Genomic DNA, 23,309 nt, shown 5'->3' on the forward strand with positions numbered 1-23,309 from the left:
GATCAGGACTGCGCCTCGATGTAGCTGACGGCGTCACCGACGGTCTTGAGGTTCTGCACCTCGTTGTCCGGGATCTTGACGCCGAACTTCTCCTCGGCCGCCACCACGACCTCCACCATGGAGAGCGAGTCGACGTCGAGGTCGTCGGTGAAGGACTTCCCCTCGGCCACGTCGTCCGGGTTCACCCCGGCAACCTCTTCGAGGATCTCGGCGAGGCCGGCGGTGATCTCGTCACGGGTCATTGCGGTTGGTTCCTCTCATCGGGGATTCACTCGACGGCCGGCGACGCCGGTCGTCGCTCCTCGGCGCGTTCGCGCCCGAGGGGGTCTCAGGGGCAGCGGACGACCTGACCGGCGTAGGTCAGGCCGCCGCCGAAGCCGAACAGCAGCACCGGGGCGCCCGAGGGCACCTCGCGCCGCTCGACCAGCTTGGACAGGGCCAGCGGGACGCTCGCCGCCGATGTGTTGCCGGACTCGACGATGTCCTTGGCGATGATCGCGTCGGGGATGTTCAACCGCTTGACGATCCCGTCGATGATCCGGGCGTTGGCCTGGTGCGGCACGAACGCGGCCAGCTCCGACGGGTCCACCCCGGCCTTCTCGCAGGCCTGCAGCGCCAGCGGCGCCAGCGCGGTGGTGGCCCAGCGGAAGACCGCCTGCCCCTCCTGCGCGATGTACGGCCGCCAGCCCTCGATGCGTACCGCGTCGCTCTTCTCCGGCACCGAACCCCACACCACCGGCCCGACCCCGGCCGGCTCGTCCTCGGTGGTCGCGGTGACCACCGCGGCACCGGCGCCGTCACCGAAGATGATGCAGGTCGAGCGGTCCGTCCAGTCGGTGAAGTCGGAGAGCTTCTCGGCGCCGATGACGATCGCGTTGCGGGCCGCGCCGGCCCGGATCGCGTGGTCGACGGTGCCCAGCGCGTACGCGAAGCCGGAGCAGGCGGTGTTGACGTCGTACGCGGCCGGGGCGGTGATGCCCAGCTTGGCGGCGACCCGGCAGGCCACGTTCGGGCTGCGGTCGACGGAGGTGCAGGTGGCGACCACGACGAGGTCGATGTCGGCGGCGGTCAGGCCGGAGTTGGCCAGCGCCTTGCCGGCGGCCGCGGTGGCCATGTCGGCCACCGTCTCGTCCCCGGCGATCCGCCGGGTGACGATGCCGACCCGGTCCCGGATCCACTCGTCGTTGGTGTCGACCATCTGGGCGAGCTCGTCGTTGGTCACCACCCGGGAGGGCTGGTAGTGCCCCATGGCGACGATCCTGCTGCCGGTCATGCGTGCTTACCTTCCGTTTGCGCCTGCCGGGCGATCAGGTTCCGCGCGGCGGGCAGGTCGTCGGGGGTGTTCAGGGTGACGATCTCGGGGGCGCCTTCGCCCTTGAGTTCCCGCTTGACCAGGCCGGCCAGGGTGCCGGCCGGCGGCAGTTCGATCACGCCGGTGACTCCGAGCTCGGCCAGGGTACGCATGCACAGGTCCCAGCGGACCGGGGCGGTGACCTGGCGAACCAGCCGCTGGACCATCTCCTGCCCGCGGTCGACCGCGGTGCCGTCCAGGTTGGAGAGCAGGACCCGGGTCGGGTCGGCCGGGGTGATGCCGGCGGCCGCCGCGGCCAGGGCGGCCTCGGCCGGGGCCATGTACGGGGTGTGGAACGCGCCGGCCACCTTCAGCCGGGCGATCCGGGCCCTCGTCGGCGGCTCGGCGGCGAGCTTGTCCAGGCCGTCGAGGCTGCCGGCGGCGACGATCTGGCCGGTGCCGTTGCGGTTGGCCGCGTGCAGCCCGTGCGCCTCGATCGCGGCGACCACCTCGTCCGGGTCGCCGCCGAGCACGGCGGCCATCCCGGTCGGCTCCAGCGCGCAGGCGGCGGCCATCTCGCGGCCGCGTACCCCGGCGAGGGTCAGGGCCGCCTCGGCGGAGAGCACCCCGGCCAGGGCGGCGGCGCCCAGCTCGCCGACGCTGTGGCCGGCGACCAGCGCGACGTCGGACATCGGCAGGTGCTCGCCGGCGAGCAGCGCGGCCGCGACGAGCAGGGGCTGGGTGCGGGCGGTGTCCTTGATCTCGTCCGCGTCCGCCTGGGTGCCGAGGTGCACCAGGTCGACCCCGGCCAGCGCGGACCACTCGCGCAGGCGCGCCTCGACGCCGGGGAGGGCCAGCCAAGGCGTCAGGAAACCGGGTTTCTGGGCACCCTGTCCGGGTGAGAGTACGGCGAGCACGTCTACGACTCTGACGGATACTCGCGGGTCGCGCTGTAACGCAGGGCACCAAACCGCACTAGAAGCTTTGGAGGATCCCTACAAAGATCGGCGGCGATCATCGCCCGTCTGCGACGTTTTCCGCACACCTGGGCTCAATGTCTGGCTCGGGACGGGTGCGACGGTGGGGACCACCGGGTCGAGCCGACCGACGGTCAACGCCACCTGCAGGGCGAACGCGTCCCGGGGCGCCAGCGGCGAGAAGCCCGTCACCTCGGCCACCCGCTTGAGACGGTAGCGGACCGTGTTCGGGTGCACGAACAGTGCCCGGGCGGCGCTCTCCAGCGTGCCGCCGGCCGCGAAGAAGGCGTCCAGGGTCTCCAGCAGCTCGCCCCCGGCGCGGACCAGCGCCGCGTACACGTCGTGGCGCAGCCGGCGGCGGGCCTCCGCGTCCCCGGCGAGGGCCCGCTCCGGCAGCAGGTCCGCGGCGGGCACCGGGCGCGGCGCGGTCGGCCAGGCCGGCGCCGCCCGGAACCCGGCCAGCGCGGCCCGCGTCGACTCCGTCGCCTCGTCCAGGCTCGGCACGGCCGGACCCACCACCACCGGCCCGTCGCCGAACGCGGTCAGCAGCTTCTCCGTGGCCGCCACCGGGTCCGCCGCGCCACCCAGCACGATCACCAGGCGGTCGCCGTGCACGCCGCCGATCACCTCGACCCCGATTCGGCGGGCCTGCCGGTAGACGGTGTGCAGCACCGCGGCCACCTCCCCGCCGGGGGAGCGGCCCACCGCCACCGCCACCGGCGGCGCGTCCGCCCAGCCCAGCGCGGCCGCCCGGCTGGCCAGCACGTCCGGCGAGTCGCCGCGCAGCAGCGCGTCCACCAGCAGTGCCTGGAGCCGGGCGTCCCACGAGCCGCGGGTCTCGGCGGCACGGGCGTACACCCGCGCGGCGGCGAACGCGATCTCCCGGGAGAAGCGCAGCACCGCCTCCCGCAAGGGCTGCTCCTCGCCCGCGACCGCCAGGTGGGAGACCTGCTCCTCGACCACCTCGATGGTCACCTTGATCAGCGCCACGGTCTGCTGGAGGCTGATCGACCGGGCGAGGGCCTGCGGCGCGGCGGCGAAGACCTCGTCCGACACCTCCTGGGTGCTGTCCGTCGCGCCGCCGCCCTGCCGGAGCCACTGCACCAGCGAGCGGACACCGGCCTGGGCGACGAGCATGACCCAGGACCGCTGGTCCGCCGGCAGCTCCCGGAACCAGGGCAGGGTCTCGTCCATCCGGGCCACGCTGGCGGTGGCCAGGGCGCCCGCCGCCCGCTCGATCCGGCGCAGGGTCGCCGACAGTTCGGTACCGCCCGGCTCGCTCACCGCTCCAGCCTGACACGCCCTGACCAGGGACTCCACCCCGAGGGTCGGGCCGGCGGCGGGGCGCCGGCGGGGCCCGGCGACAATCAGCTTTCGTGACCGACACCTCGACCGCCCGCGCCGACCTCGCCCGGGACATCGACGCCACCTGCCGACTCACCGGACGGTTCGTGCTCCGCTCCGGCCGGGTCGCCGACGAGTACTTCGACAAGTACCGCTTCGAGGCCGACCCGGTGCTGCTGGACCGGGTCGCCGCCGGCCTGGCCGAGCTGGTTCCGCCCGGCACCGAGGTGCTGGCCGGCCTGGAAATGGGCGGCATCCCGGTGGTCACCGCGCTGGCCCGGCACGTCGGCCTGCCCTGCGCCTTCGTCCGCAAGACCGCCAAGGCGTACGGGACCGCCCGGCTGGCGGAGGGCGCGGACGTCGCGGGCCGGCGGGTGCTGGTGGTCGAGGACGTGGTGACCTCCGGCGGTCAGGTGGTGATCTCCACCGGCCAGCTCCGCGAGTTGGGCGCGACGATTGGACACGCCCTCTGCGTGATCGACCGGGGCGAGGGCGGCGTGGCGGCGCTCGCCGAGCACGGGATCGCGCTGCGCGCCCTGCTGACCCGCGCCGACCTGGACGCCGCCCGGCCGGCCTGACCGCCGGACCGGGGTGGCGTCGGACGATCTCCACGGGTACGCGCCGTTCACCCCGTCGGGCCCGGCCAGTACGGTGTCAGGGCACGTCGGGGCGACCCGCCCGACGGGCGATCGCGAACGTGAGGAGACCGGGATGGCGCACGGGGAGGCCGAGCACGGCTGCGCCCAGGGCGAGCCCTGCCGGCTGGGTCACCAGGAGCAGCCGGCGTCCGCCAAGCACCCGCGCCGGACGGGGGTTACCCATCCGGGTGAGGCGACCGCCGGGCGCGGCGACGAGGATCCGTCCGCGCCCCGGCAGCGGGCCGCCGAGCCGGCCCTGCCGGCTGTGCCCGAGCCGGTCCCGGCGCAGGGCTGCCGCAGTGAGCTGCCGGGCTGGGCGGGCGCGCACCGGCACGGCGCGGTCCGGCCCCGGAGCCGGACGATCCGCCGGGAGAGGCCACCGCGCCGCTGGTGCTGACCCCCACGGCTGGCCGGTGAGGGCTAGCCTGAGCAGGGTGAAGGCGATCGCGATCGACGCGTACGGTGCGGCCGACCAGCTCACCCTGCGGGAGCTGCCCGTGCCGCCGGTCGGGCCGGACACCGTCCTGGTGCGGGTCCGCGCGGCCGGGGTGAACCCGGTCGACTGGAAGATCCGCGAGGGCCGGCTCGCCGCCGCCATTCCCACCCACTTCCCGCTGGTGCCGGGCTGGGACGCGGCCGGTGTGGTCGAGGCGGTCGGCCCGGCGGTGACCGGCTTCGCCGCCGGGGACGAGGTGGTCGGCTACGTCCGGCGCGACGACCTCCAGTACGGCACGTACGCGGAACTGGTGCCCGCCCCCGAGCGGTGCCTCGCGGACAAGCCCGTGCAGGCGTCCTGGGCGGAGGCGGGCGGCCTGCCGCTGGCGGGGCTGACCGCGTACCGAGCGTTGCAGCTGGCCCGGACGGGCTCCGGCGACACGGTCCTGGTGCACGGGGCGTCCGGCGGGGTGGGGCACCTGGCGTTGCAGCTGGCCCGGGCCCTCGGCGCCGACAAGGTCATCGGCACCGCGAGCGAGGCCAACCACGACTTCGTCCGGTCGCTCGGGGCCGAGCCGCTCGGCTACGGCGACGGCCTGCTGGACCGGATCCGCGCGGTCGCGCCCGACGGGGTGGACGTGGCGCTGGATCTCTTCGGCGGCGACGCGCTGGACGTCTCCGCCGAGCTGCTGGCCCGGCCGGCGCGGCTGATCTCCACCGCCGACCCGGAGCACGTCACCCGGCTCGGCGGCAGCTACCTCTTCGTCAAGCCGTCGACGGCGGACCTGAGCGTGCTGGCCGGGCTGGTCGACGCCGGCCGGCTGACGGTGCACGTGGCCCGGACCTTCCCACTCGCCGAGGCCGCGGAGGCGCAGCGCCTGGTGGCTGCGGGGCACGTACGGGGCAAGGTGGTCCTGGAGGTCTGACCGCCGGGCTCAGCGGGTGCGGCGACGGACCAGCAGCGCGATGCCGGCGAGCCCGCTGGTGATGACCATTATCACCCCGACGTTGAGCAGCAGCAGCCGCTGGAGTTCGCCCATCGCCGCGTTGATGTCCTGCCCCGGGTCCAGCGACTCCTCGGGGATGACCCGCTCGCCGCCGCCGATGCCGCCGCTGATCGTGTCGTACTGCCGCTCCAGCGGCACCCCGGCGGTGCGCAGCACCTCGGACATGGTCAGCCGGCCGTAGAACCAGCCGGCCCGGGTCTTGCTCAGGTCGGGCTGCTTGGCCGGACGGTAGACGCGGGGGCCGCCCTTGGCGAGCGGGTAGAGGTCGTAGGTCTTGGTCGGCGTGCCTCCGTTGAGCAGCACGACCGTGTACTTGGGACCGAGGTCCTCGGCCTTGGGGCCGCGCTGCTGGCCGGTCGCCCCCAGCCACTTCACCTGGTCGACGACGGCGTTCACCTCGGTCGGGTGGGTGTCCGCGCGCAGCCGCAGCGGCTGGTCGAGCTTGTCGCCGACAATGTCCACACCGGCCGGTGCCAACTTGGGCTTGGGCGCCGCCTGGGCGGCTGTCGGGCCGCTCAGGGTGAACGCACACGCGGCCGCGATCATCGCGCCCGCCACGGCTGCCGGCAGCCGCCTCACCTTCCGGACCATCGCCGCCTCCTCGCCCCGTTCGATGGCTGGCTTCCGCTGCAGGTCACGCTGGATCGGCCGACGGTGGTGGCCGTGCCCGAACATCGGGTGCCCACCTGAAAGACTCCGCAGAACGTCGTTCGGTTGCAGCTGCTGGAAGAGTATTTGGAACTATTTGCGATCTGCGGCCGACCAATCAGCGGCCGTTGATCAGCGGCCGGATAGTACCCGGACGGAGGGGCTCATGGGGGGCAGCTTGGCTTGCGTGGCGCGTAAATGGGCGATGGTTCTCGGTGTGGCAGCAGGTGTGTCACTGCTGCTGCCGGCCGCGCCGGCCGCCGCGCACAACTCGTTGACCGGCAGTGATCCGAAGGACGGGGCCCGGCTGGCGACCGCGCCGAAGCGGATCGAGCTGCGCTTCCTGGCCACGCCGGCCCACGACACGACGAAGATCACAGTCACCGGGCCGGACAACGCGTCCGCCTCGACCGGCGTGCCGACGTTCTCCGGCAAGCAGGTGGCGGTGCCGTTCACCCCGGGCCCGGCCGGCGTCTACACCGTCGCCTACCGGGTCACCTCGACTGACGGCCACGAGGTGCACGGGAAGCTCACCTTCACCCTGACCACCGCCGCCCCGGCCGCCACGCCCACCGCCGGCCCGGCCGCACCGACGAGTGCCTCGTCCACGCCGGCCGCCCCGGCCAGCTCACCGGCGAGCGCGGTGCCGGCCGCCTCGACTGCCGACGACGGCGGGGGTACGGGCCGGCTGTGGGCGCTCGGGGGGGTGGTGTTGCTCGTCGTGCTGGCGGCCGGGCTGCTGCTGCGCCGCCGTTCCGCCGCCCGCTGAACCGCAGCGCTCCGCGAGCAAGGGACAAGGCGGGACCCGCTCCGAAGCCGGGTGCCTTCCGGTCGCGACGCGCCCGGGTCGCGACCGGAGCCGCGGTACGACGAAGGCCCGCCGGACTCCGGCGGGCCCTTCGGCAATCCGTGGTCAGACCAGGCGCACCCGGGCGCCGCGCAGCCGGGTCAGGGTGCGCTCCCGGCCGAGCACCTCGAGGGACTCGAAGAGCGGCAGCCCGACCGTACGCCCGGTGACCGCGACCCGGACCGGGGCCTGGGCCTTGCCCAGCTTCAGGCCGCGCTCCGCGCCGACCGCCTCCAGGGTGGACTTCAGCGACTCGGCGTCCCACGACTCCAGTGCCTCGAACGCGGCGGTTGCCGCGTCCAGCAGCTCGGCCGCGCCCTCCTTCATCGCCTTGGCCCAGGCCGCCTCGTCGATCAGCGGGTCGGCCAGGAAGAGGAAGTCGACGTTCGGCACGATCTCGCTGAGCACCGCGATCCGGGTCTGCGCCAGCGGGGCCACCGCGGCGAACGCGGCGGCGTCGAACTCCTCCGGCTGCCACGGCGGCGGGACGATGGTGTCCGTGCCGGTCAGCCACGGCCGGCACTCCGTGATGAAGTCCTCGACCGGGAGGGCCCGGATGTACTCGCCGTTGAACGCGCGCAGCTTCTTCTCGTCGAAGAATGCCGGGGAGGGGTTCACCTCCGTCAGCCGGAACTCCTCCTCGATCACCGACCAGGGCACGATCTCCCGGTCGCCGGAGGGGGCCCAGCCGAGCAGCATCAGGTAGTTGCGCATCGCGTCGGCGAGGTAGCCCTCGTCCCGGTACGCCTCCAGGGCGACCTTGTCCCGCCGCTTGGACAGCTTCTGCCGCTTCTCGTTCACCACCACGGGCACGTGCGCCCAGACCGGCGGCTTGACCCCGAGCGCGTCCCAGAGCAGCTGCTGCTTCGGGGTGTTCGGCAGGTGCTCCTCGGCCCGGATCACGTGGGTGATCCCCATGGTCATGTCGTCGACCACGTTGGCGAGCAGGAAGACCGCGGAGCCGTCGCCGCGCGCGATGACGAAGTCCTCGATCAGCTTGTTCTCGAAGGTCGGCTCGCCCCGGATCAGGTCGACCACCACGGTCTCGCCCTCGTCCGGAGTGCGGAAGCGCAGCGCCCGCCCCTCGCCCGGGCCGATCCCACGGTCGCGGCAGAAGCCGTCGTAGCCCTGGTACTGCGAGCCGGTGCGCGCCTGCACCTGCTCCCGGGTGCAGTCGCAGTAGTACGCCCGGCCGCTGTCGTACAGCCGCTGCGCGGCGGCGCGGTGCTCGCCGGCGTACGACGACTGAAAGTACGGGCCCTCGTAGCTGCCCCGCTCGATGCCGATCCAGTCGAGCGCGGACAGGATGCCCTCGGTCCACTCGGGCTTGTTGCGGGCCGCGTCGGTGTCCTCGATGCGGAGCACGAACACCCCGCCCTGCTGCTTGGCGTAGATCCAGTTCTGCAGGGCCGAGCGGGCGCCGCCGACGTGGAACATACCGGTCGGGGAGGGGGCGAAGCGTACACGTACCGTCACGTCCCCCAGCCTACGGCGGGCCGCGACCGGTTTCCGGCAGGGGGCCGGTTCAGGGCACCGATCTGATCTTGAGGACCAGAGCGCTGCCGAGCAGGGTGACCGCCGCGGTGACCGCGTACAGGGTGGGATAACCGCCCAGGTGGACCACGATCGGGGCGGACAACGCCGGACCGAGCACCTGCGGCGCGGAGTTGGCGATGTTGATCACGCCGAGGTCCTTGGCCCGGTCGGTGGCGGCCGGCAGCACCTGGGTGATCAGCGCCGCGTCCACTGCCAGGTAGACGCCGTAGCCGGCGCCGAGCAGCAACGCGGCGATGACCGCCATCGGCCAGGTCGGCGCCAGGGCGAGCAGCAGCGCCGCCACCGCCATGATCAACCCGGAGGCGATCACGAAGACCTTGCGCCGGCCGGACCGGTCGGAGAGCCGGCCGGCCACCACGGCGGTGAGCATCATGCCGAGCGTGTAGAGCAGGATCAGCACCAGCAGCGCACCCTCGGGGTCGGCCACCCGGACCCCGTCGCTGAGGAAGTACAGCAGATAGAGCGTGCCGAGAGCGTTGCCGGTCTGCACCAGGAACCGGGTGAACCAGGCCCAGGCGAAGTCGGGATGCCGGCGCGGGCTGATCCACATGGAGGCCAGCAGCGCGCGTAGCCGCAGCGCCGACCGGTGCTCCCGAGGCAGCGGATCGTCCTCGGTCAGCAGCGCGAACGGCAGCGACAGCAGCAGCACCGCGAGGGCGATCGCCGCGTACCCGGCGGCGTTGCCGGTGACCACGGCGGTGACCAGCACCGCCCCCACCACCAACCCGAGCGCCTGCGGGATGCCCACCCAACCGGAGACGCCGCCGCGCTGCGCGACCGGCACCCGGTCCGGGATGGCGGCGGTGAGGCTGGCCAGCATCGCGTTGAAGCAGACCTGGGCGGCGACCCAGCCGACGGCCACCCCGGCGATGCTGTCCTGCCGGGCCAGCAGCACCAGCGCGAGGGCGCCGACCACCGCCCCGGTGGCCGTCCAGACGTGCCGGCGACCGAAGTGCCGGTTCGCCAGTCGCAGCGAGGTGCGGTCCGACAGCGCCCCGGCCAGGGGGTTCGCCAGCACCGCGGCGAGCGCGCCGAGGCCGGTGACGACCGCCAGCATCGCCTCCTTGTCGCCCGGGGCGATCCGCTCGACCTGCTGCGGCAGCAGCACCTGGATGGGGGTGAAGAAGGCCATCCAGACGCCCAGGTTGGCCGCGAAGATCAGCGCGATCCAGCTCCGCCGGACCGGCACGGTCGGCTCGGCGAGCGCCGCCGGCAGCGAGGCCGGCGTCGGGTTCACCGTGGTCACGGCCGGATCACCTGGTCCCGGAACCAGGCGTACGACGACTTGGGTGTCCGTCGCTGGGTGGCGTAGTCGACGTGCACCAGGCCGAACCGCTTGGTGAAGCCCTCGGCCCACTCCCAGTTGTCCAGCAGCGACCAGACGAAGTACCCGGTCACCTCGACCCCGGCGGCGATCGCCTCGTGGACCGCCCGGAGGTGCCCGGCCAGGTACGCGATCCGCTCCGGGTCGGCCACCCGGCCGTCGGCGTCCGGCACGTCGTCGTACGCGCAGCCGCTCTCCGTGACCTGGATCGGCGGCAGCGCGGCGCCGTACCGGTCGCGCAGTTGCAGCAGCAGGTCGCGCAGGCCGTCCGGGACGACCGGCCAGTCGAAGGCGGTCCGGGGGTACCCGTCCAGCGGCACGATCTCGAACGGCAGCGGGGAACCCTCTTCGGCGGCCCGGATGCCGGTCGGGTTGTAGTAGTTCACCCCGAGCACGTCGATCGGGGCGGCGATCACGTCGAGGTCGCCGTCCCGGACCAGGGCCGGGTCGAAGCCGGGCTCCTCGGGGTAGCCGAGGCCGAGCAGCGGGTCGGTGAAGAGCCGGTTGTGCAGCGCGTCGTACGCCGCGCCGGCGGCCCGGTCGGCGTCGGTTCCGCCGGCCAGCCGCACCGGGGAGTAGTTGTTCGCGATGGCGACCGGGCTGCTGCCCCGGGCGCGCAGCGCGGAGACCGCGAGACCGTGCCCGAGCAGCTGGTGGTGGGCCACCGGGAAGGCGTCGAAGAGCAGCATCCGGCCTGGGGCGTGCACCCCCATCCCGTGCCCGAGGCTCATGTGGATGAACGGCTCGTTGAGCGTGATCCAGAGCTTCACCCGGTCGCCGAGGCGGGCGGCGACCAGGTCCGCGTACTCGGCGAAGCGGGTGGCGGTGTCCCGGTTGAGCCAGCCGCCGGCGTCCTCCAGAGCCTGCGGCAGGTCCCAGTGGAAGAGGGTGGCGACCGGGTCGACGCCGTGTCCGAGCAGCTCGTCCACCAGCCGGTCGTAGAAGTCCAGCCCGGCCTGGTTCGCCGGGCCGGCGCCGGTGGGCTGCACCCGGGGCCACGCGATCGAGAACCGGTACGCGGAGACCCCGAGCCCGGCCAGCAGCGCGACGTCCTCGGCGTAGCGGTGGTAGTGGTCGCACGCCTCGTCGCCGGTGCTGCCGTCGACGATCCTCCCGGGGGAGTGGGCGAAGGTGTCCCAGATGGACGGTCCCCGGCCGTCGGCGGCCGCCGCCCCCTCGATCTGGTACGCGGAGGTGGACACCCCCCAGCGGAAGTCGGCGGGGAACACGGGCATCGGGTGTGTCATGCGCCCTCCCTGAAACGCGAAGCGTGTTCGCGACTCTAGGGTGCGCAGCGCCGCCGGTCCATAGGCCCGGAAAGGCAGGCGGCGCAAGGGTTTTCGGCGTGTCTTCTCCAAACGCGTCCACTTAAGTCCGATTTACACATAGAGTGCCGAATATCGCGGATGTGTTTTAAGTGGGGGAAAGACAAAGATGATCCTCGTGGAGCGTAGTGCGCACGTGATGGCGCCGGTGGAAGCGGTCTGGGACGTCGTGCAGCGGGCCGAGCAGTTGCCGGCCTGGCTGGCGGGGGTTCGCGCGGCCGAGGTCCTCTCGGGGGAGGGGTTCGGCCGGCGACAGTTGGTCCAGGCCGGGCGCGGCGCGGCGCACGAGGCCGAGGTGATCGCCTACCAGGAGCCGACCCTGATCGGGTGGCGCGAACGGGCCAAGGGCGCCGGTGCCCGGGCCGAGGCGCGCACCGAGATCTACGTACAGCTGACCCCGGACGAGGAGGAAGGCGGGACGGTCGTGCGGCTCATCGTCGTACGGTGGCCCGCCGGGCCGGTCAAGGCCGCCCTGCTCCGGCTCGGCCTGCGTCGGGTCGGCGCCGACCTGGAGGACTCGCTGGCCCGGCTGACCGATCTGGCCGCCGTCGGCTGACCGGGGCCGGTCCCGGCGTCGCCCGCGATGGTGATGGTCCGGCGTTCCCGCCAGGAACGCCGGACCATCGTCGACTCCGCCGCCGTCAGCCGGAGCGCAGTTCGGCGAGCGCGGCCCGGAGCCAGGAGCGCTCGGCCCGGCTGATGTCCCGGGCCATCACCAGCATGCCCCGCCGGAAGGGGTCGTTCTGCTCGGCGGCCCGCCGCGGCCGACCGCCGGCGTGGAAGAAGCTGGCCGGCTGGTCGAGGAAGTCCAGCCGGCGCTCCAGCACCGCGGCCTGCGCCGCCGGGTCGTCCAGCTGGCCCAGGAAGGCCAGCAGCGTGAAGAAGCGATTCTGGTCGGTGGGTCACGTCCTGCACTACGACAACCCGATCGGCTGGCGGGCTGCCGTCGAACCCTTCGTCGCCCGGCTGACCCGGGCCCACGCGACGGCGTGAGGTCCGCTTCTGCCCGTGGCAGACGGGCGGGCCGCCGGGCCGCCCCGGTTCCTAGCCTGGTCCGGTGACCACCGAACGACTCCACCCCCGGCTGCACCTGCTCGCGCTGGGCCCCTTCCAGGCGTACCTCTGGACCGACGAGGACGGGGTGACCCTGGTGGACACCGGGCCCGCCGGCCCCGGGCCGGCGATCGCGGCCGCCCTGCGCGGGCTCGGCCTGGCCCCCGCCGACCTGCGCCGGGTGGTGCTCACCCACTGCCACGACGACCACGCCGGCGCGGCGGCCGAGGTCGCCGCGTGGGGCGACGTGGAGGTGGTCGCCCACGCCGCCGACGCGCCGGTGCTCCGGGGCGAACGGCCGGCACCGCCGCCCGACTTCACCCCGTTCGAGCGGGAGCTGCACGCCCGGGTCGCGGCCGGGCTGCCCCCGGCCCCGCCCGTCCGGGTCGACCGGGAGGTGACCGACGGAGACCGGCTGGAGCTGGGCGGCGGCGCCGAGGTGGTCGGCACGCCCGGCCACACGGACGGCAGCATCGCGCTGCACCTGCCCCGGCACCGGGTGCTCTTCACCGGCGACGTCGCGGCCGAGCGCGGCGGTGAGGTGATCTTCGGGGTCTTCCACGTCGACCGGGTGCGGGCCGCGCAGTCGTTCCGCCGCCTGGCGACCCTCGACGCCGACCTGGCCTGCTTCGGCCACGGCGACCCCGTCCGTACCGGCGCTTCCGCCCGCCTCCGCACGGCCGCCACCACGCCCCCCCGAGTCCTGACACCCGCCCGCCCCGTTACGGGCTCGGGTGCGGAGACGGCGAAGGGGCCCGGCGCCACTCGGCGCCGGGCCCCTTCGGGCCGGATGGGTCAGCTGTCGCCGCCGGTCTCGCCGACCGGGGCCGCGTTGACGTCTTCCAGCGCGTACTTCTTGGCGGCCTCGGCCGGCACGTGGGCCGGCACCGTGCCGCGCAGGGCGAGCTGGCGCAGCGTGGCGACCGCCACCGACTCGGCGTCGACGTGGAAGTGCCGGCGCAGGGCGTGCCGGGTGTCCGACATGCCGAACCCGTCGGTGCCGAGCGAGGTGTAGTCGCCGGGTACCCAGCGGGCGATCAGGTCCGGTACCGCACGCATCCAGTCGCTGACCGCGACCTTCGGCCCGTCGGCGTCGGCCAGCTTGCGCTGGACGTACGGGACCCGCGGCTCGGTGCCCGGGTTGAGCAGGTTGTGCTCCTCGCACTCCACCGCGTCCCGGCGCAGCTCCGTCCAGGAGGTCACCGACCAGACGTCGGCGGCCACGCCCCAGTCCTCGGCGAGCAGCTGCTGGGCCCGCAGCGCCCACTGCATGCCGGTGCCGGAGGCGAGGATGTTCGCCTTCGGCGCGTCCCCACCCACCTGCGGGGCGGGGGAGTAGCGGTAGATCCCCTTGACGATGCCCTCGGCGTCCACGCCCTCCGGCTCGGCCGGCTGGAAGATCGGCTCGTTGTAGACGGTGAGGTAGTAGAAGATGTTCTCCTGCGCCTCGCCGTACATCCGGTGCAGGCCGTTCTCCACGATGTGCGCGATCTCGTACGCGAACGCCGGGTCGTACGCGACCACCGCCGGGTTGGTGGCGGCGATCAGCAGCGAGTGGCCGTCCTCGTGCTGGAGGCCCTCACCGTTGAGCGTGGTCCGGCCGGCGGTCGCGCCGAGCAGGAAGCCCCGCGCCATCTGGTCGGCCGCCGCCCACAGCCCGTCGGCGGTCCGCTGGAACCCGAACATCGAGTAGAAGATGTACATCGGGATCATCGGCTCGCCGTGCGTGGCGTACGAGGTGCCGGCCGCGGTGAACGAGGCGACCGAGCCGGCCTCGTTGATCCCCTCGTGCAGGATCTGCCCGCCGGTGGCCTCCTTGTACGACAGGAAGAGATCCCGGTCCACGGACGTGTACCGCTGCCCGTGCGGCGAGTAGATCTTCGCCGTCGGGAAGAGCGAGTCCATGCCGAAGGTACGGGCCTCGTCCGGGATGATCGGCACCCAGCGCCTGCCGAACTCCTTGTCCTTCATCACGTCCTTGAGCAGGCGGACGAAGGCCATGGTGGTGGCCACCTTCTGCTTGCCCGAGCCGCGCTTGACGTCGGAGAACCGCTCGGTGCCCGGGATCTGCAGCGTCTTGCCGGTGGTCCGCCGGGTCGGCAGGTATCCGCCGAGCTGCCGACGCCGCTCGTTGAGGTACTCGATCTCCTGGGACTTCTCACCGGGGTGGAAGTACGGCGGGAGGTAAGGGTTCTCCTCCAGCTGCTTGTCCGGGATGTCGAGGTAGAGCCGGTCGCGGAAGAGCTTGAGATCCTCCAGCGTCAGCTTCTTCATCTGGTGGGTGGCGTTGCGGCCCTCGAAGTGCGAGCCGAGGGTCCACCCCTTGATGGTCTTGGCCAGGATCACCGTCGGCTGGCCGGTGTGCTCGGTGGCCGCCTTGTAGGCCGCGTAGAGCTTCCGGTAGTCGTGGCCACCCCGCTTGAGGTTCCAGATCTCGTCGTCGCTGAGCTGCTCGACCATCTTGCGGGTCCGCTGGTCCCGGCCGAAGAAGTGCTCGCGGACGTACGCCCCGGACTCCGCCTTGTAGGTCTGGAAGTCGCCGTCGGGCGTGCTGTTCATCAGGTTCACCAGCGCGCCGTCGGTGTCCGCCGCGAGCAGCGGGTCCCACTCCCGGCCCCAGACCACCTTGATGACGTTCCAGCCGGCGCCCCGGAAGAACGCCTCCAGCTCCTGCATGACCTTGCCGTTGCCGCGGACCGGACCGTCCAGCCGCTGCAGGTTGCAGTTGATCACGAAGGTGAGGTTGTCCAGCTCCTCGCGGGCGGCCACGCCGATGGCGCCGAGCGACTCCACCTCGTCCATCTCGCCGTCACCGAGGAACGCCCAGACGTGCTGCTGCGAGGTGTCCTTGATGCCCCGGTGGTGCAGGTAGCGGTTGAACCGGGCCTGGTACACCGCGTTGATCGGCCCGAGGCCCATCGAGACGGTGGGGAACTCCCAGAAGTCCGGCATCAGCCGCGGGTGGGGGTAGGAAGGAAGGCCGCCGCCCGGGTGCGACAGCTCCTGCCGGAAGCCGTCGAGCTGGTCGGCGGTCAGCCGCCCCTCGAGGAAGGCCCGCGCGTACATGCCGGGGGAGGCGTGGCCCTGGTAGAAGATGTGGTCACCGCCGCCGGGATGGTCCTTGCCCCGGAAGAAGTGGTTGAAGCCCACCTCGTAGAGCGACGCGGAGCTGGCGAAGGTGGAGATGTGGCCGCCCACGCCGATCTCCGGACGCTGCGCCCGGTGCACCAGCATGGCGGCGTTCCACCGGATGTACGCCCGGATCCGCCGCTCGATGTGCTCGTCACCCGGGAACCACGGCTCGCGCTCCGGCGGGATGGTGTTGATGTAGTCGGTGGTGGTCAGGGAGGGCACCCCGACCTGCCGCTCGCGGGCCCGCTCCAGCAGGCGCAGCATGACGTAGCGGGCGCGCTTGGTTCCGCGCTCGTCGACGACACCGTCGAGCGACTCGACCCATTCGCTGGTCTCTTCAGGGTCGGTGTCCGGAAGCTGGCTCGGCAGACCAGCGGTGATCACCGGGCGCTTGCGTTCCGTAGCCACAGGCGTTCCCTCGGTTCTGTGTGGGATAGGTCTCTAGCGCCATCCTGCCCCCTGGTGCCGCTCGTCGTCACGTCTCCCTCCCCCAGACGCGACGCTCAACACAGGTACCCACCAGTAACTTTGTGCCGTCGCCGGGTCCGTCCGCCGGCCCACAAGGGCTGCCCGACGCGGCTAATCTGCCGCCATGCGGAGACGACCGGTTCTGGTGGGCGGCGCGCTGGCGGGCGCCGGCGCGCTCGTGGCGGCGGTGTGCGGCGCCGCCGTGGTGGGCGCGCTCGTGCACTCGGCCGACTTCGGGCCGGCCCCGCTGCTGGGCGCGGGCGCCGGCGTGCTGCTGGCGCTCGGGGGCGTGACCGTGATCCGGGACGCTCGCGCGGATGCCGCCGGCCAGCGGGCGGGCACCGCGCCGGTGCCGCTGCTCGGCGCGCCGTCCCACCCCGGCTTCGACTGGGACGCCGTCGACTTCTCGGCGGTCCTCGACGGCGGGCATGGCGGGCACGGTGGTGGGGGGCCCGACGGTGGCGGCGGTGGCGACAGCGGCGGCGGCTGCTGAGCCGTTGCGGCAGAATGCGCCGTATGCGCAGTGAGGTGATCAGCGTCCAGACCGGGTCCCGGCCGGCCGTCCGGGACATCACCGCCGAGGCCGAGCGGTTCGTCTCCGACCAGGGCGACGGCCTGCTGCACGTCTTCGTGCCGCACGCCACCGCCGGGCTGGCGATCATCGAGACCGGGGCGGGCTCCGACGGCGACCTGCTGCGCGCCCTCGACGACCTGCTCCCCGCCGACGACCGGTGGCGGCACCGGCACGGCTCGCCCGGGCACGGCCGGGACCACGTGCTGCCCGCGTTCGTCCCGCCGTACGCGACCCTGCCGGTGCTCGGCGGCCGCCTCCAGCTCGGCACCTGGCAGTCGATCTGCCTGGTCGACACCAACGGCGACAACCCCACCCGGAACATCCGCCTCTCCTTCCTCCCCGCCTGACCCGCCCCGCCCCCTCCCCCCAGACCGAGCGGCCTCCTTCACGGAAAGAGTGGCCATCCGACGCGGAATGGCCACTCTTTCCGTGAATCAGGGGCCTGGAGTGCGGGGGGACGGGGGTCAGCCGCGCCGCACCACGTACCGGAAGTTCTCGTCGGCGGCGAGTTCCCAGTGGATCGGGACGATCCGCGACGGCATCCCGCCGAGGCGCCGTCCTCGGCCAGCGGCTCCGGGGCTAGCCGGGTCCAGAGCACGAAGCCCTCGTGGTCCGGGTCGCCGGAGGCCACACCGAGGGTGAACGGGTCGCGGCGCAGCGGGCCGGCCGCCGCCGCGCCCGCCGCGACGGGCAGGCCGGTGACCCGTGCCGGCGGCGCCGAGCGCCGCGCCGCTGAGCAGGATGGTGCGTCGGGACAGTGCCACGGTTTCCTCCCCGGAGTCCGTTTCTCTCGACTCCGGGGAGCGTGTCGGTCGTCGATGGCCGCCAGGTGACGGTCAGGCGGCCGGCCGTGGCACTCCTTGCCGAACAGCGACCGACGTCCGGCGCTTTCAGCCGCGTCAGACGGCCAGATCGCGGCGGGTGAAGGCCCAGGTGCCGCCCGCCACCAGCAGGACCGTGGCGGCGGCGAGCAGCAGCGCCCCGCCCGGCTGCACCCCGCCCACCAGCGGCGAGCCGCCGAGATACCAGTGGAACGGGGACAGCTCCCGTGCCCAGGCGAGCGACTCCACCTGTGGCAGGACCGAGTTGGCCAGGTAGCCGAGCACGGCCACCCCGGCGCTGACGCCGAGCGCCGGGGCGCGCCGGCCGGTGGCCGCTCCGACCGCGAAGGACAGCGCCGCGAAGGCCAGCCCGAACAGCGTCAGGTGCAGGGTCATCGCGGCGAACCCGGCGACGCCGATCCCGTCGAACCGGGCCGGCCCGCGCAGGGCGACCAGCGCGAGGCCGAGCAGGACCGGTACCGTCACGACTCCGGCGGCCGTGGCCGCGTACCGGCAGAGGGCGAGCCGGGCCCGGCCGACGGGGTGGGCCAGCACCAGGTCGAGGGTGCCGGCCTCCTCGTCGCCGGCCACCGCCCGCGCGCCCGCCGCGATGGCGAAGACGGCCACCAGCAGCGGGACGAGCAGGCCGTAGACCGCGCTGCCGAGGTAGCCGGCCGCGCTGGTGAGATCGCTGTAGTTGAACGCCTCCAGCAGCCCTTTCGGGTACGACTCCATCGCCCGGGCCATCTCCGGTGTCTGCATGGTCGGCCAGAACGAGGCGTACAGGGCGCCGACCGCGACGACGGCGACGGTCCAGCCGAACAGCGACCGGCGCGCATCGTACAGCGCCTTGGTGAACGGGTCACGCAGCAGCACCACTGACCTCCTGGGGCGAGTGGGAGTAGTAGTCGAAGAAGAGTTCCTCCAGGTCCGGCTCGGCCGACAGCAGGCCGATCACGGTGTGCCCGGCGGCGGCCTTGACCAGCGCGTCCGCCCGGCCGTCGAGCCGGCAGCGCAGGGTGCTGCCGGTGACGGTGACCTCGCTGACGCCCGGCACGGCCGCGAATTCCGCCGGGTCGACCGGGTCCGCGAAGTGGATCTCCACCCGGCGGACCGCCCGTTCGCGCAGCTCCTCGACGCGTTCGACGGCGACCAGCCGCCCGTCCCGGATCACCCCGACCCGGTCGGCCGTCTGCTGCACCTCGCTCATCACGTGCGACGACATCAGGACGGTCCGGCCCGCCGTCCGAACCTCCCGGACCATCGCCACGAACTCCTGCTGGAGGAACGGGTCCAGGCCGGTGGTCGGCTCGTCGAGGATCAGCAGCTCCGGGTCGTGCATGAAGGCCTGCACCACGCCGACCTTCTGTCGGTTGCCCTTGCTCAGCCCGCGGATCCGCCGGCCGAGGTCGAGGTCGAGGCGGTCGGCCAGCTCGTCGATCCGCGCGGCCGGAACGCCGCCGCGCAGGTTCCCGAGGTACGTCAGCAGCTCCCGGGCGGTCTGTCGGCCGTCCACCACGAAGTCGCCGGCGAGATAGCCGATCCGGCGTCGCAGGGCCACCCCGTCCCGGCGCGGGTCGCGGCCGAGCACCTCGATCCGGCCGCTGGTCGGGCGGATCAGGTCGAGCAGCAGCCGGATGGTGGTGGACTTCCCGGCCCCGTTGGGCCCGAGGAAGCCGTACACCTCGCCGCGTTCGACCCGCAGGTCCAGCCCGGTCAGGGCGCGGCTGCGACCGTACGTCTTGACCAGGCCCTCGGTGCGCACCGCGGGTTCATCCATCGGCCGACTCCTTCCGTCCGTACTCAGCCTCGAAGCGTTCGACGAGCCGGGGCAGCTCGCGTTCGATGAAGGCGTAGAAGTCCCGCATCACGACCAGCCGCTCGGCGCCGGGCGACCGCTCGCCACCGGCCAGCTCCACCCCCTGCGCCATCAGCTCCCGGAACACCCGGAAGCGGCCGGGGTCGGCGGCGATCCGGATGATCGCGTCGGGCCGGACCTCGTACGCGTGGCCCCGCCGGCCGGGCAGCGGCACGCGGTGGGCGAGACCGGCGGTCTCCAGCGCCCGCATGCCGGTGCTCACCGAGCCCTTGGAGAGGCCCAGCTCGGTGGCCAGCTGGGCGCTGGTCTGCCAGGGCGGTTGCGCGACCAGCAGCCAGCCGAAGAGCTTGCCCTGCGCCGGCGCCAGCCCCATCCCGCTCATCACCACCGCCACGTGTTCGGCGTAGCGGCGCTGCGGGGAGAGATCGGACATGCAGCCCTCGTTTCGAAAGTTCAGTAAGTTCTGAACACAGAGTACGCCAGGGTTCGCCAATGGGGAAGCCTGGGATCAGCCCAGCAGTCGGCGCAGCTCGCCGGGGGTGTGCCCGAGCTGCGCGCGGACCGTGCGGGTGAGATGCGCCTGGTCGACGAAGCCCAGTTCGGCGGCGAGCGCGGCGAGGCTGTCGACCCCCTCCTCCAGCCGGTCCAGCGCCCACCCGACCCGCAGCCGGTTGCGGTAGCGGGTCAGCGGCACCCCGACCAGGGCCTGGAACTCCCGGCTCAACCGGTAGGGAGACACCCCGAGGGACCGGGCCAGCGGGACCAGCCCCGCCGCGTCGGGGTGGCCGTCGTGCAGCGCCGCCCGCGCCCGCTCCACCAGCCGGCGACTGCGGCCGGTGGCGTCGGCTGCGGGGCCGGTGGCCGTGGCGACCAGCCGGACCAGCCGCTCGGCGGCGGCGAACCCGGGGTCGCCGCCGGCCCGCAGCAGCAGCCGGTGGGCGAGATCGACCCGGGCGTCGACGTGCACCACGACGGGGACCGGGCGGTCGGCGAACAGCTCCCGCCACAGCCGCTCAGAGAAGTGCACCGAGGTGCAGTCGTCACCGCCCGCCGGGTGGGCGAAGCGTTCCTCCTCGCCCGGCACGGTCAGGTACGCCACGGTCGGCTCGACGAACTCGGCGCCACCCCGGCCCGCCCGCCGGAAGCCGCCCCGCCGGGTCAGCACCAACCCGTGCGCCGTGGCCGGCTCCGGCGCGGACCAGCCGGTGTGATCGTCCCGGCAGCGCACCGCGGTGACCCGGAAGTCCGGGTGCCGCAGCAGCTCGGTCGCGGTACGCACGCGCCCAGCGTAGGCCGCCCGGGTGACAGGACCGGGCCGCGACGCCGGTCGGGCCCGCGCCGCAAGGATCGACAAGACGAGGGGTTGGGGCGGCCGGCAGGGTGGCGGCCGTGACCCACTCGACGCGGCGGAACACCGCCCTGCTGACCGTCCTGCTCGCGGGGCAGGCGATGGCCTCAATGGACACCTCCATCGCGGCCGTCGCGGCGCCCGCGATCCGGGCCGACCTGGCCGGACCGCCGGCCGTGCAGCAGCTCGTGCTCGCCGGCTACACCCTGACCTTCGCCGTGCTCGTGGTGACCGGCGCGCGGCTCGGCGCCCGGCACGGGTACGCCCGGGTGTTTCGGCTCGGCCTGGCCGGTTTCACCCTGGCGTCGCTGGCCTGCGGGCTGGCGACCGGGCCGGTCGCCCTGGTGCTCGCCCGGGCGGTGCAGGGGGCCACCGGGGCGCTGATGGTGCCGCAGGTGCTGTCACTGATCCAGGCACACTTCGGCGGCGCGGCGCGCAACCGGGCGATCGGGGCGTACTCGATGGTGCTCGCGCTCGGGGTGGCCGCCGGCCAGGTGGCCGGCGGACTGCTGGTCACCCTCGACCTCGGCGGCCTGAGCTGGCGGACCGCTTTCCTGGTCAACGTGCCGGTCGGGCTGGTGTTGTGGTTCGTCGCCCGCCGCGCGCTGGCCGGGCCGCCGGCGGTCCCGCCGTCCCGGGAGGGCCTGGACACCCCGGGGGTGCTGCTGCTGTCGGCCGCGATGCTGACCCTGGTGGTGCCCCTGGTGTTCGGCCGGGACCTGGGCTGGCCCGGCTGGACCCAGGTCGCCGCGGTCGCCGCCGGCGCCGTCGGGCTCCGGCTCTTCGGCGGGTACGAGGCCGGCCGCGCCCGGCGCGGCCGGGATCCGCTGCTCGACGTGGCGGTGCTGCGCCTCCCGGGGGTGGCGGCCGGGCTGGCGGCGTGCTGCGTGGTGATGGGCTGCTACGCCGGGTTCCTCTTCGTGCTCACCCTGCGCCTGCAGGACGGGCTGGGCTTCACCCCCCTCGCCGCGGGACTGGCCTTCCTTCCGTACGCCTCGGGTTTCGCCCTGTGCGGGCTGGCGGTGCCGCGCCTGCCGGAGCGGATCCGGGGCGCGCTGCCGGTGGTCGGGCCGCTGCTGCTGGCGGCGGTGGTGGTGACGGTGCTGGCCGGGGTGTCCCGGCAGGGCTGGCCGTGGCCGGCCGGCAGCGCGCTGTTGCTGATCGGCGGCGCGGCGCACGCGGCCTCGTTCAGCCCGCTGGTCGGCCGGCTCACCGGCATCGTGCCGGTCGCCTCCGCGGCCGCGCTCTCCGCTCTGGTCTCCACCGGCACCCTGCTCGCCGCGGTCCTGGGGGTGACCGTGATCGGCGGCCTGCACCTGGCGCTGCCGGACCGCCCGCAGGCCCCGGCCGCCCTCACCGCCGCCCTCCTGGTCGCCGGTGCCCTGGCCGCCCACCGCGCCCTCCGCCCCGCCCCGGCCCGCGCGGACCGGGACGTCGTCGCCCGGCCGGCCGAGGTGGCGGAGCGGTGACCGGGATGACCGGCGGGGCGGGGCGGGGGGTCAGGCGGCGGCGAGCTGGCTGACGCGGATCTTGGTGGTCAGGGCGTCGAGGAGGGTGCGGAGCAGGGCCTCGGTGGTCTCGTCCTTGACGGTGCCGTCCAGGGCGAGCTTCTCGTGGGCGTTGGTCACGATGATCTCGGGCTTGGTGACCACGGCCGAATCGGTCCAGAGGAAGAGCTGCCGGAGCTGGAGCTGGGCGCGGACCGTGCCCATGCCGGTCGGGGCGGCGCCGACGATGGCGATCGGCTTGTGCGCGAGCGGCGACACCCACGAGGTGATCGGGAAGCTGGGGCGGGACGCCCAGTCGAGAGCGTTCTTGAGCACGCCCGGGACCCCGTAGTTGTACTCCGGGGTGGCGATCAGCAGGGCGTCCGCTGCGGCGATGCGCTCCCGCAGGTCCACCACGGCGGCCGGGGGCTCCGGTTCGACGTCCTCGTTGAAGGGCGGGATCGCGCCGAGGTCGGAGTACTGCTCGATGGTCATGCCCTCCGGCGCCAGGCGCTGCGCGGCGCGGATCAGCGCGGTGTTGAACGAGGCGTCGCGCAGGCTGCCGGAGATGGCGAGAACGGAAAAGTCGGGCACGGTCGTCTCCTCGGATCGGTATTCGGTGAGCTGCTAAACAGTAGAGCTGCTCAACTATTGAGTTGCAAGTAGGATGTGAGTTATGGCGCACTCGAACCTCCCCACCGCCCCAGACCGGGGTGACCGCTCCGACCTGGCGGGCGACACGGTGCGCCGGATCATGCACATCGCCGCCGCCCTGCGGCACTACCAGGACGTGGGGATCGCCGAGCTGGGGCTCACCCCGGCGGCCGCCCGCGCCCTGCACGAACTCGACCCGGACCGGCCGCTGCCGGCCCGGGACCTCGCCGAACAGCTGGGCTGCGACCGGTCCAACGTCACCGCCCTGGTCGACAAGCTGGAGCAGGCCGGACTGGTGGAGCGGCGGGTCGACCCGGCCGACCGGCGGCAGAAGACGCTCGTGGTGACCGACGCCGGCCGGCGGGTGCGCGACCGCGTGCACCAGGTCATGTCGGACTCCCGACTCCTCGACGGGCTCGGCGCCGCGGAGCTCGCCCGCCTGCGTGAGCTGGTCTGGAAGGTCTCCGACGGCGGCTGTCCGGAGCAGTGCGGGGAGGAGTGAGCAACCTCGGGCGGAACGTGTCCGAGTGGGCGACGCGGGCCCTCGTCGGTAATGCTGT

Annotated in this window: 25 protein-coding genes and 1 pseudogene; 10 read left to right on the forward strand and 16 right to left on the reverse strand. The window is 73.6% G+C overall.

Annotated elements, in window-relative coordinates; translation table 11 throughout:
- Positions 1 to 2: 2 nt before the first annotated feature.
- The 4 genes from ACL02O_RS02125 to ACL02O_RS02140 all read right to left on the reverse strand — a co-directional run bounded on the left by ACL02O_RS02125 (position 3) and on the right by ACL02O_RS02140 (position 3,588).
- Positions 3 to 242: an acyl carrier protein gene (locus ACL02O_RS02125; RefSeq protein WP_007072348.1), complete on the reverse strand. Its 240-nt coding sequence runs from the start codon at positions 240 to 242 to the stop codon at positions 3 to 5.
- Between the two features lie 86 nt (positions 243 to 328).
- The gene (locus ACL02O_RS02130) at positions 329 to 1,273 is read right to left on the reverse strand and encodes a beta-ketoacyl-ACP synthase III (RefSeq protein WP_412816203.1); all 945 of its coding nucleotides are present in this window, start codon (positions 1,271 to 1,273) and stop codon (positions 329 to 331) included.
- The gene (locus ACL02O_RS02135; protein WP_412816204.1) at positions 1,270 to 2,208 is read right to left on the reverse strand and encodes an ACP S-malonyltransferase; all 939 of its coding nucleotides are present in this window, start codon (positions 2,206 to 2,208) and stop codon (positions 1,270 to 1,272) included. The genes ACL02O_RS02130 and ACL02O_RS02135 overlap by 4 nt, the downstream gene beginning before the upstream one ends.
- A gap of 78 nt (positions 2,209 to 2,286) precedes the next feature.
- Positions 2,287 to 3,588: a PucR family transcriptional regulator gene (locus ACL02O_RS02140; protein WP_412816205.1), complete on the reverse strand. Its 1,302-nt coding sequence runs from the start codon at positions 3,586 to 3,588 to the stop codon at positions 2,287 to 2,289.
- Positions 3,589 to 3,644: 56 nt separating this feature from the next.
- Between ACL02O_RS02140 and ACL02O_RS02145 the strand changes: the two genes are divergently transcribed.
- The 3 genes from ACL02O_RS02145 to ACL02O_RS02155 all read left to right on the forward strand — a co-directional run bounded on the left by ACL02O_RS02145 (position 3,645) and on the right by ACL02O_RS02155 (position 5,611).
- A complete protein-coding gene (locus ACL02O_RS02145) occupies positions 3,645 to 4,190 on the forward strand; it encodes an orotate phosphoribosyltransferase (RefSeq protein ID WP_412816206.1) in 546 nt (181 codons plus the stop codon).
- A 133-nt stretch (positions 4,191 to 4,323) separates the two neighbouring features.
- The gene (locus ACL02O_RS02150) at positions 4,324 to 4,647 is read left to right on the forward strand and encodes a hypothetical protein (RefSeq protein WP_412816207.1); all 324 of its coding nucleotides are present in this window, start codon (positions 4,324 to 4,326) and stop codon (positions 4,645 to 4,647) included.
- 37 nt (positions 4,648 to 4,684) lie between these two features.
- Positions 4,685 to 5,611 carry an NADP-dependent oxidoreductase gene (locus tag ACL02O_RS02155; RefSeq protein WP_412816208.1) on the forward strand — a complete coding sequence of 309 codons (927 nt, stop codon included), beginning with the start codon at positions 4,685 to 4,687 and terminating at the stop codon, positions 5,609 to 5,611.
- 9 nt (positions 5,612 to 5,620) lie between these two features.
- On the opposite strand, the gene ACL02O_RS02160 is transcribed toward ACL02O_RS02155, so the two are convergent.
- A complete protein-coding gene (locus tag ACL02O_RS02160) occupies positions 5,621 to 6,283 on the reverse strand; it encodes a hypothetical protein (protein ID WP_412816209.1) in 663 nt (220 codons plus the stop codon).
- Positions 6,284 to 6,557: 274 nt separating this feature from the next.
- Between ACL02O_RS02160 and ACL02O_RS02165 the strand changes: the two genes are divergently transcribed.
- Positions 6,558 to 7,109 (forward strand): copper resistance CopC family protein, encoded by a 552-nt coding sequence (locus ACL02O_RS02165; protein WP_412816210.1) that lies wholly within the window; start codon positions 6,558 to 6,560, stop codon positions 7,107 to 7,109.
- Between the two features lie 144 nt (positions 7,110 to 7,253).
- On the opposite strand, the gene gltX is transcribed toward ACL02O_RS02165, so the two are convergent.
- Genes gltX through ACL02O_RS02180 form a run of 3 tightly spaced genes read right to left on the reverse strand, consistent with a single transcriptional unit; the run spans position 7,254 to position 11,315 of the window.
- On the reverse strand, positions 7,254 to 8,663 hold the full coding sequence (gene gltX / locus ACL02O_RS02170; protein WP_412816211.1) for a glutamate--tRNA ligase: 1,410 nt from the start codon (positions 8,661 to 8,663) through the stop codon (positions 7,254 to 7,256).
- Between the two features lie 49 nt (positions 8,664 to 8,712).
- Positions 8,713 to 9,990 (reverse strand): MFS transporter, encoded by a 1,278-nt coding sequence (locus tag ACL02O_RS02175; protein ID WP_412816212.1) that lies wholly within the window; start codon positions 9,988 to 9,990, stop codon positions 8,713 to 8,715.
- Positions 9,987 to 11,315, reverse strand: coding sequence for a GH1 family beta-glucosidase (locus ACL02O_RS02180; protein WP_412816213.1), 1,329 nt, complete (start codon positions 11,313 to 11,315; stop codon positions 9,987 to 9,989). The genes ACL02O_RS02175 and ACL02O_RS02180 overlap by 4 nt, the downstream gene beginning before the upstream one ends.
- A 187-nt stretch (positions 11,316 to 11,502) precedes the next feature.
- On the opposite strand from ACL02O_RS02180, the gene ACL02O_RS02185 reads away from it, so the two are divergent.
- A complete protein-coding gene (locus ACL02O_RS02185) occupies positions 11,503 to 11,949 on the forward strand; it encodes an SRPBCC family protein (RefSeq protein WP_046570642.1) in 447 nt (148 codons plus the stop codon).
- Positions 11,950 to 12,034: 85 nt separating this feature from the next.
- On the opposite strand, the gene ACL02O_RS02190 is transcribed toward ACL02O_RS02185, so the two are convergent.
- The gene (locus ACL02O_RS02190; RefSeq protein WP_412816214.1) at positions 12,035 to 12,220 is read right to left on the reverse strand and encodes a hypothetical protein; all 186 of its coding nucleotides are present in this window, start codon (positions 12,218 to 12,220) and stop codon (positions 12,035 to 12,037) included.
- Positions 12,221 to 12,450: 230 nt separating this feature from the next.
- On the opposite strand from ACL02O_RS02190, the pseudogene ACL02O_RS02195 reads away from it, so the two are divergent.
- Positions 12,451 to 13,071: pseudogene (locus ACL02O_RS02195) on the forward strand (MBL fold metallo-hydrolase); the annotation flags it as partial.
- A gap of 170 nt (positions 13,072 to 13,241) precedes the next feature.
- Here ACL02O_RS02195 and aceE read toward each other — a convergent pair.
- Entirely contained in the window at positions 13,242 to 15,986 is a 2,745-nt protein-coding gene (aceE, locus tag ACL02O_RS02200) for a pyruvate dehydrogenase (acetyl-transferring), homodimeric type (protein WP_412816215.1), read from the reverse strand.
- Between the two features lie 184 nt (positions 15,987 to 16,170).
- Between aceE and ACL02O_RS02205 the strand changes: the two genes are divergently transcribed.
- Complete coding sequence (locus tag ACL02O_RS02205; protein ID WP_412816216.1) at positions 16,171 to 16,539, forward strand: hypothetical protein; 369 nt, start codon at positions 16,171 to 16,173, stop codon at positions 16,537 to 16,539.
- 23 nt (positions 16,540 to 16,562) lie between these two features.
- Positions 16,563 to 16,967, forward strand: a complete 405-nt coding sequence (locus tag ACL02O_RS02210; protein WP_412816217.1) for a YjbQ family protein — start codon at positions 16,563 to 16,565, stop codon at positions 16,965 to 16,967.
- Positions 16,968 to 17,005: 38 nt separating this feature from the next.
- Here the strand turns inward: ACL02O_RS02210 and ACL02O_RS02215 are convergent, their stop codons facing one another.
- From ACL02O_RS02215 to ACL02O_RS02235, 5 genes are all read right to left on the reverse strand, one after another.
- Positions 17,006 to 17,251 (reverse strand): fibronectin type III domain-containing protein, encoded by a 246-nt coding sequence (locus ACL02O_RS02215; protein WP_412816218.1) that lies wholly within the window; start codon positions 17,249 to 17,251, stop codon positions 17,006 to 17,008.
- A gap of 268 nt (positions 17,252 to 17,519) precedes the next feature.
- The gene (locus tag ACL02O_RS02220; RefSeq protein ID WP_412816219.1) at positions 17,520 to 18,317 is read right to left on the reverse strand and encodes an ABC transporter permease subunit; all 798 of its coding nucleotides are present in this window, start codon (positions 18,315 to 18,317) and stop codon (positions 17,520 to 17,522) included.
- Positions 18,304 to 19,221: an ABC transporter ATP-binding protein gene (locus tag ACL02O_RS02225; RefSeq protein WP_412816220.1), complete on the reverse strand. Its 918-nt coding sequence runs from the start codon at positions 19,219 to 19,221 to the stop codon at positions 18,304 to 18,306. The genes ACL02O_RS02220 and ACL02O_RS02225 overlap by 14 nt, the downstream gene beginning before the upstream one ends.
- Positions 19,214 to 19,693 carry a GbsR/MarR family transcriptional regulator gene (locus ACL02O_RS02230; protein WP_412816221.1) on the reverse strand — a complete coding sequence of 160 codons (480 nt, stop codon included), beginning with the start codon at positions 19,691 to 19,693 and terminating at the stop codon, positions 19,214 to 19,216. Before ACL02O_RS02230 ends, ACL02O_RS02225 begins: the two co-directional genes overlap by 8 nt.
- A 75-nt stretch (positions 19,694 to 19,768) precedes the next feature.
- Positions 19,769 to 20,539 carry a helix-turn-helix domain-containing protein gene (locus tag ACL02O_RS02235; RefSeq protein WP_412816222.1) on the reverse strand — a complete coding sequence of 257 codons (771 nt, stop codon included), beginning with the start codon at positions 20,537 to 20,539 and terminating at the stop codon, positions 19,769 to 19,771.
- A 110-nt stretch (positions 20,540 to 20,649) separates the two neighbouring features.
- Between ACL02O_RS02235 and ACL02O_RS02240 the strand changes: the two genes are divergently transcribed.
- Positions 20,650 to 22,077, forward strand: a complete 1,428-nt coding sequence (locus tag ACL02O_RS02240; RefSeq protein WP_412816223.1) for an MFS transporter — start codon at positions 20,650 to 20,652, stop codon at positions 22,075 to 22,077.
- 30 nt (positions 22,078 to 22,107) lie between these two features.
- Here the strand turns inward: ACL02O_RS02240 and ACL02O_RS02245 are convergent, their stop codons facing one another.
- Positions 22,108 to 22,689: an NADPH-dependent FMN reductase gene (locus ACL02O_RS02245; RefSeq protein WP_412816224.1), complete on the reverse strand. Its 582-nt coding sequence runs from the start codon at positions 22,687 to 22,689 to the stop codon at positions 22,108 to 22,110.
- Positions 22,690 to 22,771: 82 nt separating this feature from the next.
- Between ACL02O_RS02245 and ACL02O_RS02250 the strand changes: the two genes are divergently transcribed.
- Complete coding sequence (locus ACL02O_RS02250; protein WP_412816225.1) at positions 22,772 to 23,251, forward strand: MarR family winged helix-turn-helix transcriptional regulator; 480 nt, start codon at positions 22,772 to 22,774, stop codon at positions 23,249 to 23,251.
- Positions 23,252 to 23,309 lie beyond the last annotated feature (58 nt).

The organism is Micromonospora mangrovicola (assembly GCF_047200535.1).
Taxonomy (GTDB): Bacteria; Actinomycetota; Actinomycetes; order Mycobacteriales; family Micromonosporaceae; genus Micromonospora.

Coding starts and splice junctions, on each gene's coding strand:
- ACL02O_RS02125 (WP_007072348.1), bottom strand. CDS start 242: ATGACCCGTGACGAGATCACCGCCGGCCTCGCCGAGATCCTCGAAGAG.
- ACL02O_RS02130 (WP_412816203.1), bottom strand. CDS start 1,273: ATGACCGGCAGCAGGATCGTCGCCATGGGGCACTACCAGCCCTCCCGG.
- ACL02O_RS02150 (WP_412816207.1), top strand. CDS start 4,324: ATGGCGCACGGGGAGGCCGAGCACGGCTGCGCCCAGGGCGAGCCCTGC.
- ACL02O_RS02160 (WP_412816209.1), bottom strand. CDS start 6,283: ATGGTCCGGAAGGTGAGGCGGCTGCCGGCAGCCGTGGCGGGCGCGATG.
- ACL02O_RS02180 (WP_412816213.1), bottom strand. CDS start 11,315: ATGACACACCCGATGCCCGTGTTCCCCGCCGACTTCCGCTGGGGGGTG.
- ACL02O_RS02185 (WP_046570642.1), top strand. CDS start 11,503: ATGATCCTCGTGGAGCGTAGTGCGCACGTGATGGCGCCGGTGGAAGCG.
- ACL02O_RS02205 (WP_412816216.1), top strand. CDS start 16,171: ATGCGGAGACGACCGGTTCTGGTGGGCGGCGCGCTGGCGGGCGCCGGC.
- ACL02O_RS02210 (WP_412816217.1), top strand. CDS start 16,563: ATGCGCAGTGAGGTGATCAGCGTCCAGACCGGGTCCCGGCCGGCCGTC.
- ACL02O_RS02225 (WP_412816220.1), bottom strand. CDS start 19,221: ATGGATGAACCCGCGGTGCGCACCGAGGGCCTGGTCAAGACGTACGGT.
- ACL02O_RS02230 (WP_412816221.1), bottom strand. CDS start 19,693: ATGTCCGATCTCTCCCCGCAGCGCCGCTACGCCGAACACGTGGCGGTG.
- ACL02O_RS02250 (WP_412816225.1), top strand. CDS start 22,772: ATGGCGCACTCGAACCTCCCCACCGCCCCAGACCGGGGTGACCGCTCC.